Annotated in this window: 12 protein-coding genes; 5 read left to right on the plus strand and 7 right to left on the minus strand. The window is 43.3% G+C overall.

The annotated features are described in order from the left end of the window. Nucleotides 1-88: 88 nt before the first annotated feature. Nucleotides 89-3,436 (plus strand): transcription-repair coupling factor, encoded by a 3,348-nt coding sequence (mfd, locus tag DIU38_RS26310; RefSeq protein WP_112656417.1) that lies wholly within the window; start codon nt 89-91, stop codon nt 3,434-3,436. Nucleotides 3,437-3,681: 245 nt separating this feature from the next. Here the strand turns inward: mfd and DIU38_RS26315 are convergent, their stop codons facing one another. The 4 genes from DIU38_RS26315 to hpt form a co-directional block, all read right to left on the minus strand. Continuing rightward, nucleotides 3,682-4,203, minus strand: a complete 522-nt coding sequence (locus DIU38_RS26315) for a transposase (protein ID WP_112656415.1) — start codon at nt 4,201-4,203, stop codon at nt 3,682-3,684. A gap of 198 nt (nt 4,204-4,401) precedes the next feature. Next, nucleotides 4,402-4,902 carry a hypothetical protein gene (locus DIU38_RS26320; RefSeq protein ID WP_112656413.1) on the minus strand — a complete coding sequence of 167 codons (501 nt, stop codon included), beginning with the start codon at nt 4,900-4,902 and terminating at the stop codon, nt 4,402-4,404. 96 nt (nt 4,903-4,998) lie between these two features. Continuing rightward, a complete protein-coding gene (locus DIU38_RS26325; protein WP_112656411.1) occupies nt 4,999-5,499 on the minus strand; it encodes a hypothetical protein in 501 nt (166 codons plus the stop codon). Between the two features lie 115 nt (nt 5,500-5,614). Further along, nucleotides 5,615-6,154, minus strand: a complete 540-nt coding sequence (hpt, locus tag DIU38_RS26330) for a hypoxanthine phosphoribosyltransferase (protein ID WP_112656409.1) — start codon at nt 6,152-6,154, stop codon at nt 5,615-5,617. Nucleotides 6,155-6,304: 150 nt separating this feature from the next. On the opposite strand from hpt, the gene DIU38_RS26335 reads away from it, so the two are divergent. The 4 genes from DIU38_RS26335 (at nt 6,305) to DIU38_RS34530 (ending at nt 9,440) form a co-directional block, all read left to right on the plus strand. Then, entirely contained in the window at nt 6,305-7,534 is a 1,230-nt protein-coding gene (locus DIU38_RS26335) for a M16 family metallopeptidase (RefSeq protein WP_208057851.1), read from the plus strand. A 17-nt stretch (nt 7,535-7,551) separates the two neighbouring features. Further along, nucleotides 7,552-8,124 (plus strand): peptide deformylase, encoded by a 573-nt coding sequence (gene def / locus DIU38_RS26340; RefSeq protein WP_112568308.1) that lies wholly within the window; start codon nt 7,552-7,554, stop codon nt 8,122-8,124. A gap of 194 nt (nt 8,125-8,318) precedes the next feature. Further along, a complete protein-coding gene (locus DIU38_RS26345; RefSeq protein WP_090533817.1) occupies nt 8,319-9,203 on the plus strand; it encodes a sugar phosphate isomerase/epimerase family protein in 885 nt (294 codons plus the stop codon). 108 nt (nt 9,204-9,311) lie between these two features. Beyond that, nucleotides 9,312-9,440 (plus strand): hypothetical protein, encoded by a 129-nt coding sequence (locus DIU38_RS34530; protein ID WP_262714272.1) that lies wholly within the window; start codon nt 9,312-9,314, stop codon nt 9,438-9,440. Between the two features lie 20 nt (nt 9,441-9,460). Here the strand turns inward: DIU38_RS34530 and DIU38_RS26350 are convergent, their stop codons facing one another. The 3 genes from DIU38_RS26350 to DIU38_RS26360 are packed head-to-tail and all read right to left on the minus strand — an operon-like array spanning nt 9,461 to nt 12,374. Then, entirely contained in the window at nt 9,461-10,828 is a 1,368-nt protein-coding gene (locus DIU38_RS26350) for an MFS transporter (RefSeq protein ID WP_112656405.1), read from the minus strand. A gap of 54 nt (nt 10,829-10,882) precedes the next feature. Next, nucleotides 10,883-11,692 (minus strand): molybdopterin-dependent oxidoreductase, encoded by an 810-nt coding sequence (locus DIU38_RS26355; protein WP_112656403.1) that lies wholly within the window; start codon nt 11,690-11,692, stop codon nt 10,883-10,885. Next, entirely contained in the window at nt 11,667-12,374 is a 708-nt protein-coding gene (locus DIU38_RS26360) for a cytochrome b/b6 domain-containing protein (protein ID WP_167516287.1), read from the minus strand. Before DIU38_RS26360 ends, DIU38_RS26355 begins: the two co-directional genes overlap by 26 nt. Nucleotides 12,375-12,387 lie beyond the last annotated feature (13 nt).

The raw sequence follows: 12,387 nt of genomic DNA on the forward strand, positions 1-12,387 counted from the left end.
GTAAATAAGCCGTCATATTGTTTGCATTAATTTTTAGCCCAACGCTTTTTTATTTTGGCTTTCCTTTTTTGTTTATCTTTGCCGCGGTTTGAACATCCGTGATATATTAGACAGATATAAGGCTGATGACCGGATAAAAACGTTGGCCACTGCGCTTAACGCATCAAAAAATCCAAGGGTACAGCTACGTGGTTTGGTGGGATCAAGTGATTCGGCCATGGCGGTAGCATTGTATTTTTTGCAGCACAAACACATGGTATTTGTACTGCCCGACCGCGAAGAAGCAGGTTATTTCCAGGCCGACCTGGAAAACCTTACCGGTAAAGAAGCCCTGCTGTTCCCTTCATCATACCGCAAGCCTTTTGAATTTACCCAGCCCGATAGCAGTAATGTACTGGCCCGTGCCGAGGTATTGAATGAGCTTAACCACAGTTCAGAATATGGCCAGCTCATTGTAACTTATCCCGAGGCTTTGGCCGAAAAAGTGATCGATCGTTCATCGCTTGAAAAAAACACCCTCGAAATAGCCGTTAGCAATAAGCTTAGTATTGATTTCATCAACGAGTTTTTGATAGAGTATGATTTTGAACGGGTTGATTTTGTATATGAGCCGGGGCAATTTTCTATCCGTGGCGGCATTGTTGACATCTTCTCTTTTTCGCATATGCTCCCCTACCGGGTTGAGTTTTTTGGTGATTTCATTGAGTCGATCCGTACGTTTGAAATCGAGAGCCAGCTGTCGGTTGAGCATGTTAAAAGCATTACCATTGTTCCCAACGTACAATCTAAATTTCTAACGGAGAATAATATCTCCCTGCTTGAATATGTTGAAGCAGGTACACAGGTTTGGATCAAAGACGTTCAGTTTACGCTAGACATTATCCAAACCGGTTATAAAAAGGCTGTAAATCTTTGGAAAGCCCTCTCTGCGGATGAAAAAGCACAAAACCCTGATTGGATAGATCCCAAATTTGGTTTTACCGACGAAAAGCTAATAGGCGATCAATTGCATGATTTCCCTGTGATAGAGTTTGGCAAGCAGTTCTTTTACCATGATGCTACCGCTATCAATTTTGATATGCGCCCGCAGCCATCGTTTAATAAAGATTTTACGCTGCTCATTCACAATTTTAAAAACAATGAGGCCGACAAAATAGAGAACTTCATCTTTACCGATTCGGCCAAACAGGTTGAGCGTTTATACGCCATTTTGGACGACCTGGACAAAACGGTAAAATTTACGCCGGTAAGCATCTCCATACGCGAAGGCTTCATTGACCACGAGCAAAAGATAGCCTGCTATACCGATCACCAGATCTTTGACCGTTACTATAAATACAAAACCCGCAAGGGCTATCAGCGTTCCCAAGCTATTACACTAAAAGAGCTCCGCGACCTTAAACCTGGCGATTATGTTACGCATATCGACCACGGCATAGGCAAATATGCTGGTTTGGAAAAGGTTGACGTGAACGGCAAACAACAGGAAATGATCCGCCTGATTTATGCTGATAACGACCTGCTGTATGTGAACATCAACTCACTTAACCGCATTTCCAAATTTAGCGGCAAAGAAGGTTCCGTTCCCAAAATGAACAAATTGGGTACCGACACCTGGGAACGTTTGAAGAAAACAACAAAAAAAAAAGTTAAGGACATAGCCCGTGACCTGATCAAGCTTTACGCCCTTCGTAAAGCCCAGCATGGCAATGCCTTTTCGCCCGATAGCTACCTGCAAACTGAGCTGGAGGCATCATTCTTGTACGAGGACACTCCCGACCAGGAAAAAGCCACGGCAGATTTCAAAAAAGATATGGAGTCGCCCCACCCTATGGATCGCCTCATTTGCGGTGACGTAGGCTTTGGCAAAACCGAAGTGGCTGTTCGCGCAGCATTTAAAGCTGTTGCCGATAGCAAGCAGGTGGCCATCCTTGTACCAACTACTATTTTAGCCGCACAGCACTACAAAACTTTTACCGACAGGCTCAAAGGTTTTCCTGCCAATATTGATTATGTTAACCGCTTTAAATCAACCCGGCAGATCAAGGATACCCTGGAGAAACTAAAAGAAGGTAAAGTAGATATTATCATAGGCACACATCGTTTGGTAAGCAAGGATGTGAAATTCAAAGACCTTGGCCTGATGATCATTGACGAGGAGCAGAAGTTTGGCGTATCGACCAAAGAGAAGCTGAAACAGATGCGCGCCAATGTGGATACGCTTACCTTAACAGCAACGCCCATTCCGCGAACGCTTCATTTTTCGTTAATGGGTGCACGTGACCTTTCTATCATATCAACTCCGCCACCAAACCGCCAGCCGGTTGTTACCGAGCTGCATGTGTTTAATGATAAACTCATTAAAGAAGCGGTTGAATTTGAGATTGACCGCGGCGGGCAGGTGTTCTTTATCCACAATCGTGTTGCCGATCTGCCTCAACTCGGCGGCATGATCCGTAAGCTTGTTCCTAAAGCACGTATCGGCATAGCTCACGGCCAATTGGAAGGTGACGACCTGGAAGATGTAATGCTCAAATTTGTGAACCACGAATATGATGTATTAGTGGCCACAACCATTATCGAAGCCGGGTTGGATATTCCCAATGCCAATACCATCATCATCAACTACGCCCACATGTTTGGCTTGAGCGATCTGCACCAGATGCGTGGCCGTGTGGGCAGGAGTAATAAAAAGGCGTACTGTTACCTGTTAAGTCCGCCGTTGTCAACGTTGACCAGCGAGGCGCGCAAGCGCCTGAGCGCCATTGAAGAGTTCAGCGACCTGGGCAGCGGCTTCAACGTGGCTATGAGGGATTTGGACATCCGTGGCAGCGGTAACTTGCTTGGTGCCGAACAAAGCGGCTTCATTGCTGAAATAGGCTTTGAAATGTACCACAAGATCCTCGACGAAGCCATACAGGAACTTAAGGAAGATGAGTTTAAAGGTGTATTCCCCGAGGATAAGCCCCGCCCCTATATTTCTTTTACCCAAATTGATACCGACCTGGAGATCCTCATCCCCGATGAATATGTAACCAATCTCTCCGAGCGATACAACCTGTATACCGAGCTTTCCAAACTGGAAAATGAGGTAGAACTACAGGCATTTCAACAAAAATTGCACGACCGTTTTGGCCCGGTACCGGCCCAGGTCGACGGTTTACTCAATACCCTACGCCTGCAATGGCTGGGCAAGGCCATCGGTTTTGAAAAAATCTCGCTCAAGAAAAACGTTTTGCGTGGTTATTTTATTACTAACCAGCAATCAAGTTACTTTGAAACCGAGGCCTTCCGTAATGTGCTCGACTTTGTGAAGAATAACCCAAGGCGCACCAATTTGAAGGAAGTTAAAAACACGCTCCGTTTGGGCATTGAGGGAATTGATAGTGTTGACGAGGCGCTGAGGATGCTGAGCGAAGTGGCGGGGATAATATAATCCCCCCTGTTGTCGTGCCCCCACGCAACATAATGTCTTTCTATGCATTGGGGCTCCAACAATTGTGATAAAGTTGTCGTGAGGACACGACAACCGGGGAGGGGGAAAAGGCATGGAAAGTTCTACCCAGTTGCCGTGTCCCCACGGCAACATCTACCTTTCTTCCCCCGCGTTGAACATATACTTTGGATAACCTCGGTAAAAAAAGTTGCCATGTCCCCACGGCAACAGGTATGCAAAGCAACTTACATCACATCCATATAATGTATTAACCAATCAAACTTTTTATCCTCCTGCTCATAAAACGAACATGATGAAAAGTAATAGTTATTTGGATCATCGGTTAAATTCCAATGTGCCTGTAATGGGTTGAGGTGAATGTAATCCAGCTTTTGCTCTAACATTTTCCGATCAAACACCCTTATGGGCAACGAGTTGGTTTGCCAAAACAGGTAGTTTCTGTTTTTTAAATCTGTCTTAAACTTTACCAGTAAAGGGTTATCTGTCGCTCGCAACTCATCCAAAAACTGATGCCCCGTAAACTTTATAAAGCTGGCAAATGGCTTTTCTTTGCCATTCATCTCCGATCCGGACCAAATCAAGTGGATGTGATTTGGCATGATTACAAAGCCATAAATTTCTATTTTCCTTTGCTTAACGAGATGAATCAGGCTATTTAAAACAATGTGTTTAAATTTATCGGATTGAAGCAGCGGAATCCACTTGTTGATTGTCGCGGTATAAAAATAGATCTCATCAAATTCCATTAAATAAACTTAACAAGAATTAGGGAATAATTGTATTTCAGGCAGAACATATGTTTTGGATTAAACGTTGCTAAAAAAGTTGTCGTGAGGACACGACAACCGGGTAGCCAAGCAAATCTCCGCCCTCCTGTTGCCGTGTCCCAATAGGTTAAACAATCTTATCCGAATTAAAAAAACACAACCGGCCAGTATACTTTTTTAAAGCCCTTGCAAATATTTACAAAAAGCCATTCCATTTACCGGTTGCATCCAGCCATACTTTGAGTTTTGCAAGCCCTGGTTATTTTTATCCAATACTATTCCCGATTCAAAAACCATAACCCCGTCCTGCACAAGATAAAAAGAACTGTTTACCGTGCCCATATCACTATTTTCACGATATTTAAAAACCCAGTCTTTTTTCATCTTCATTAACAATGCTTTACTGTTTGTTTTCCAGCAAACCCGTTTTCCGATAAGGGGATTAAGATCATTAAAATCGTCGGTCGATATTACAATATAGGCGGTCCAATTACCTTTTGAAAAATCACAATCCGAAAGCGGTTGTAAATTTTGGTCGGACCTGGCTTTTGGTAGTGGGGTGTTAAGCCTATCGCTATTGATTTGAGATAACGGAATGGCAAGGGTGTAGCCGGTTAATGACATGCCGACAGCTATTATAAGCAGTAAAACACTGAAAGCAATAAATATTCTTTTCATCGAATATAGGCTGCCTAAATATTAATGTTCAACCTATAACAATAAAGCTACCGATTTTCACCGGTAGCTTTACTATAAAATAAGCCTTTCTGTAAATTAATAAACCGCTAAGCTGTAATTAAGCGTTTGTCCTTCCTGCAAAAACAAATTCGGCGCTTTTGCTTTATCCGAATCGTTGATAACGCCATCGTTATTGGTATCTTTAAATTTCACTGAGCCAATTATCGCTGCAGGTGTTTGTTTAGGGCTGCTGTCAATATCGGCCTGGGTTTTAAAAATGCCTATCGGAATCAGTCCATTGTAATAGCTTTTTTGGGTTCCTTTTTCAGCAACAATGTAATACTCTCCTATATAGGCAACTACTGCAGTCGCTTTTCCTGACGCATCCGTAGTAAGTGTGTATGAGGGCGCTTCCCCGGTATTGGGTTTATTTACATCATCATACAATTTTACTGTTGCACCTACCGATGCAGCGCCGGTCTGGCCATCGGTTATGGTAATAGCAACAGTTGAAGTAGCCGGCCCTTTTTTATCACATGAAGAAAACAAAAACGATGCTGCTATGCAGCCTGATAAAAGTAAAGATGTATATTTCATAAACCCTAAAACGAAACAAGGGAGCTATTGTTTTAATCAGTTGTTAAAAAAATTGCCCGTAATGTGCTATCCCTCAATAGCAACCGCCACATTTTCTGTTAAGATCTGTTTATTCTTATCCTACTTTTTTATAAATATCCTTTAAATTACGCCCCATTTCCTTGTAATCAAGGCCATAACCCACTACAAATTCGTTTTCTATTTCAAAGCCTACATACTTAAGCTCCTCTATCTTTTTTTGAAGAGCGGCCGGCTTTAATAATAATGAGCATAACCTTAATGAGGCCGGCTCTCTTTCCTTCAGTTTCTGGATTAGATAGTGAGCTGTATTACCTGTATCAACAATATCTTCAATAATAAGCACATCGCGTCCCTTAATATCAACCGTTAAATCAATATCTTCCCGTATTTTTAGCGTGCTGGAGGTGCCGCCATAGTATGATGCTAATTTGGTGAAGTTAATTTCGCAGGGAATGCTCACTTGTTTAATCAGGTCGGCTATAAAAAGAAAGCTGCCGTTGAGTACCCCTATAAAAACCGGTACGCTATTATTATAATCCTCATTTAATTGTGCGCCAATGGCTTTCACACGTTCTTCAATCTTATCGGCAGTTAGTAGTATCTCAAATTCCAGATCGGCTATTTGTTTTGTCATTGGGTTTAGTTTGTTTTTTAAAGGCAGTATAGTTCCGCCGTTTACATTAATCCCGGCGAAATTTGATTTTAAGCGCCTAAAATACTATTAATCACTTACAATAGCGTGAAAAATAATTGTGACATATAAGCTTATCTTTGCAGCCGAATGATTGACTATCAACTTTATACTTTACCTAATGGTATCCGCATACTGTATAAGCACTGGCCATCGGCAATTACACATTGCTGCTTTATTGTAAACGCGGGATCGCGCGATGAAGCTCCGGGACAGGGAGGCCTTGCCCATTTTATTGAGCACCTGCTGTTTAAAGAAACCGAACGCCGTAACACCAGCCAGATCCTCAACAGGCTTGAGCTTGTTGGCGCCGATCTTAACGCTTATACCACTAAAGAATATACCTGCATCCACGCGTCGTTGCTTAACCAGCACCTTGACCGCACTATGGATCTTTTTGAGGATATATTATTTCATTCCACGTTCCCGGATGATGAACAGGAGAAAGAGCGCGGTGTCATTTTAGATGAAATAGCTTCCTATCTTGACCAACCGGAAGAAGCCATACAGGATGATTTTGAAGAGCTGCTGTTTAAGGAGCACCCCATCGGGCAAAACATTTTAGGTACGCCCGAAACCGTTGGCAGGCTTAACGGGGATGACATCCGGGGGTTTATAGCGGCAAACTATAATACAACCGAAATGATCTTTGCTGTACACGGCAATTATGAGTTCAGGAAACTGGCGGCCATGTCTGAAAAGTATTTCGGCCATGTGCCTTTAAATGAGCTTAAAAAAAACCGGGTAAAGCCCGTACAAGGTACGGGTAGTATCCATATCGTTAACAAACCTATCTCACAAACGCACTGTATTATAGGCACACAGGCTTATTCTTCCTCGCATGAGCACAAATGGGGCTTATTATTGCTTAACAACCTCCTGGGCGGGGTGGGCATGAGCAGCAGGCTCAACCTCGAAATCAGGGAAAAACATGGTATAGCCTATACTGTCGAATCAAATTACACTCCTTTAACTGACACCGGCATCTTTTCTATTTACTTTGGTACGGATACCGAAAAAGCGAACAAAGCTTCAAAACTGATTCATAAGGAGCTGAAAAAACTGCGTGAACAAAAGCTGGGCAGTTTGCAATTGCACCAGGCCCGGCAAAAGTTTATCGGGCAAATAGCATTAGCGGAAGAAAACCGCATGAGCCTCATTATAGCCATGGCCAAAAGCATGATTGATTTTAACCGTGTTGATACTCTCGAAGAGATCTTTGCAAAAATTAACCTGGTAAGTGCCGAGCAATTGCTGACCATCAGCAATGAAATTTTTGATAATAACCGCTTGATCACTTTGCTATTTGAGCCTAAGCAATAATCCTTTATTTTTGCAAGATGAAGTATCCTATCATTGCCTACGGTGATCCTGTTTTAAGAAAGAAAGCAACAGCCATTGAGCCCGACGAGTATCCGCATATAAAAGAACTGGTTGAAAATATGTTTGAAACCATGTACGCGGCCCGTGGTGTTGGCCTGGCAGCGCCGCAGGTAGGCATGTCAATGCGTTTATTTGTGGTGGATGCCACCCCCTTTGATGATGACGAACCGGAACTGAAAGACTTCAAAAAAGCGTTCATCAATGCTACCATACTGGAAGAAACCGGTGAGGAATGGGGTTTTAACGAAGGCTGCCTGAGCATTCCGGATATTCGTGAAGATGTATACCGCAAGCCGGTTGTACGCATGTCATATTATGATGCAGACTGGAAACACCATGAAGAAACTTTTAAGGGCATGGCCGCTCGCGTTATCCAGCATGAATATGACCATATTGAAGGCAAACTGTTTACCGATAAGCTAAGCCCGCTGCGTAAACGGCTTATTGAAAAGAAACTTAACGATATTTCAAAAGGAATGGTTGATGTGGATTATAAAATGAAGTTTCCCAACGTTAAAAAAGGAAGATAATACCTTACCCAAAGTATATGAAAAGCCGCCATACAGCGGCTTTTTCCTTTTGTATATTTTTATAAATATTAACTACACCTGTAAAAATTACAATACTATACCATTGCATTAAACCAATCGGCGTAATTTCGGTCTTTGTTTTGGCATTTTTAATGCGTTATATTTACACAACCAATCATAAAAATCATAAACCAATGACTACCAGACGATCTTTCCTAAAAACTTCGGCGCTACTTTCAGCAGGCCTGTTGGCAGCTCCTAATTTGTTTGCATATGATAAAAAATATATAGGCTTACAATTATATACTGTGCGTGATGCTATGGCTGCCGACCCTGTTGCTGCATTGGCAAAAGTTGCCAAAACAGGTTTCACATCTGTTGAAGGTGCAACTTATACCGGTACCGAATTGTTTTATGGCATGCGCCCCGGCGATTTTGCAAATGTTTTAAAACAAAACGGCCTCATTATGCCGAGCGCGCATTATCGCTTAGGCGAGGAGCTGGTTAACGGCGAACAACAAAAAGGAACCATCATGAACGACTGGAAAAAAGCCGTTGATGACGCCGCCGAAGCCGGTGTGCAATACATGGTTTGCGCATATCTTTCACAATCTGAGCGCGGCAATCTTGACCATTATAAAAACGTGGCCAATATGCTTGATATAGCCGGCGAAACCTGTAAAGGCGCGGGTATCCAACTTTGCTATCACAACCATGACTTTGAATTTATACAGGAAAACGGTAAATACCCATATGAGATCCTTTTGGAGAACACCGATAAAGACCTGGTAAAAATGGAAATGGACCTGTATTGGGTTAATAAAGCAAACCAGGATCCAATCGCCCTTATTGATAAACACCCGGGCCGTTTCCCGCTGTGGCATGTTAAGGATATGGACAAAACCCCTGAAAAGAAATTTACTGAAGTTGGAAACGGGGTTATCGACTTTAAAAAGATCTTTACCCAGGCTAAAAAATCGGGCCTCAAATATTTCTTTGTTGAGCAGGATGTTTGCCCGGGCGATCCATTTGTGAGCATTGCACAAAGTATCAGCTATATTAAAAAGAACCTGGTGTAATATTGCTTTTACACTGATATCCTGAAGGCTTGCATTTAAAACAAATGGCAGGCCTTTTTTATTCTACAATGGCAAATTGTTTTATAACACATTTAACGGCAAAGGAAAATGAGCGCAACCATAATCAAATACCTCATAGTCATTTTGATGGCTTCGCTTCTTTTTGCCTGTGTTGCTGAAGCGCAAACCGATAAACAGCCGCTTCAGATCACACAGCAACATGTTACCTGCCTTTAAGGTCTGGCAGGACCTGAAGCTCAATGATGAGCGGTTCTCTTTTTGCCTCTGTTCCTACGCTCCCTGAACCGGTTAAAGAAAACAAAAGCCAGCAAACAAAGCACACAACCGCAAACACCATTCAGGCGCAGGCCATAATCGTTGCCCGGGTCTTTTCCGTAAATGGTTAAAAACGCGAACAATGCAATACCCAGTGTTTGGCCCAGTTTTACAAACAGGTATTTAACCGCAAAAAACATTCCCTCGCGATTCTCGCCGGTACGTTTAGCCTCGTTCTGTGCTATTTCGGCAAGTATTGCATTGGGCAAAATACCCAGTGAGGCCAGCGGAAACGATGCACTGATAACCAGCGTATAGATTTGCACCTGCGGTGTAAATGGAAGTTTGCCCAGGAAAAATATCGCTACAAAAATTAAACTCAGTAACCCGAACGAAAAAAGCACGATAGGTTTTTTGCCAATTTTTTGCGACAGGTAATTAACCAGCGGATAAAACAGCAGTGACACCAATACCATCGTAGCCATAAGCTCTCCGCCCATAGATTCGGGCAGATTTAATAACGATTTTAAAAAAAACAGTAAGCCGCTTGATATGATGCTTAATGCCATATAGTACGAAAAATCGGATATCAGGTAATATTTGAAATTCCGGTTTTGAAAGGTTTTTTGAATAGCCGGCAGCAGCGATAAGTGCGAGGGGTGACCGTTTGAATACCGTTTTTCGTCAATGGCGAATACAGGTACGAGCATTACCAGCCCGGCAAATACGGCCAGCCCCCAAATGGTGTACTGTACTGCGGTATCACGATTGGGGGTACCGGCAAAGCGTTGTACCCAGTCGGCGAAGTTATTGACCATGGCCGATAGGATAATCCCAATTACAAAACCCACCTGCTGTAATGATGAAAGCTTAACCCTTTCGCTGCCTGTGCGGGTAAGCTCGGGCAGCAGGGCGTTGTACGGGATAATATAGGCTGTAGCGCCCATAAAAAAACAAATAAGCGTAAAGGTAAGCCAGTAAGCGTTATGGATACTTTCGCCCTTTACCATGGGGTAAAAGGTTAATCCGCAAAATAAAGCGGCAGGTAAAATAGCCCATTGCATAAAAGGAATGCGCCGCCCACGCCGGTTTTCGCTTTTATCACTTAGCGAGGCAATAAAAGGATCAAAAAAAGCATCCACCAACCGCCCGGAAGCTGTAATCACAGACATGATATTGAACAGGCCAAAAAGCAACAATTGAGGTACCAGCGTAGTAAGTCCGGCATTGTTTGGCGGCAGGTAAAAGTAAGGCAGCATCACAATGATAATATTGGTCATGATGCTCCATCCTATCATTCCGCAGGCATAAGCAAGCTGTTTGGAAAGTGGTAGTTTATTGGCCGGCATTTAATGCAATATGCAAATATTACATCAATATATAATGGCGGTTTAACTGGTCTTTTACAACCCTGCGTAATAATCATAACCCTGTTCGGCCCAGTAATCGCGGGGGCGGCTATTGCTGAAGGTTATGCTGCCTATCCGTTTCAGGTTTTTGATGCCATATTTTACAGGGATAATGAGCCTTAGCGGTGCGCCATGCTTTGGAGGCAAGGGTTTTTCGTTAACCTCATAGGCCAGCAGGGTTTGCGGGTGCATAGCGCTTGGCATGTCAACGCCCACGTAATATTCCTTGTCGGGCGTTTCCATGCCTACATACTCAAACCGGGTTTCGGCATCAAGCTTAAAGTGAGCTATAAAATCGCTAAATTTTACACCGCCCCAGTGCGAAATCTGGTCCCAGCCCTCTACGCACTTAAAATCATAAATGATCTCGGTTTTAGGAAGTTTCTTTAGCTCGTCGATACCGATGCTTAACATCTCGCCGCTCTGTCTTTTGACCGAAAGTTTCCATGCATCTACGTCAATCAATCCCTCCGAGCCTATATCACTATTGTGGCGCACCACCTTCGCCGCCATTTCTTTTGGATAGGTTTTTACCAGGTTTTTATTGCTGTATAACTGGCGTACCACCTTTTCGTTGGCATTAAGTACCGCACGCAATGGTTTGTGGGCCTCTCCGGTGATACCCGGCGCCTCATTGGGTGAATTATACAACCAGCGCCAGCCGCCATATGCGGCACCGCCCAATACCAGGAAGCTGCCGAAGGAGATAAAATTGCGACGGCTGATCTTTTGCTCAACGGTAAGCTCCTTTTTGGAGCCTTTATTTTTGCTGAAAATCTTATTCAGTTTTTTCGTTAGTTTCATCGTTTTGAATTTGAATAGCGGGCAGTGGTTTTTCATCAATCACTTCAAACCCCGAAATAACCGACCTGAAATTATTCCAGCCGGCAAGTACTACCTGAACAACATGCACCAGGAAAAACAATACATAAGCAATGGTGAGCACAAAATGCCAGATGCGGGCTAAATGGTACCCTCCGCAAATCCAGGCCAGGTAATTAAATTGCACAGGCTTATAAATAGCCAGTCCTGTTATCAGCGAGCCAAACCCCATAACAATAATAGCCGTATAGGCAATGCGCTGGGCTGCGTTGTATTTATTTTGAGGCGGGGCCATTTTGCGGATATGCAGGTCGTGCAAAACCACCAGCCAGGCTTCTTTAAATGAATGCCGGTTAGGCACAAGCTCGCGCCACTGGCCCGATATTATGGTATATGACACATACAACAAGCCGTTAAGCGCAAAAAACCACATAAACAAAAAATGGAAAGCCATACCCTCGGCCAGCCGCCGGGGAATGTGCAGCGCGTCATAAAAGCCCTGCGGAAAAAAGCGAATAAATGTAACACCGAAGAGCGTGAAAGTGTAAGTATCATTGGCCCAGTAAATGAGCAGCCCGCTCCAAATCATGATGGTAAGGATGGGAAAGTTTACCCAATGCGTCCAGCGCATTAACAGCGGGTGTTTCTCTTTAATTATCTTCATCTAAATGCTCTTA

The organism is Mucilaginibacter metallidurans (assembly GCF_003286435.2).
Lineage (GTDB): Bacteria > Bacteroidota > Bacteroidia > Sphingobacteriales > Sphingobacteriaceae > Mucilaginibacter > Mucilaginibacter gossypii.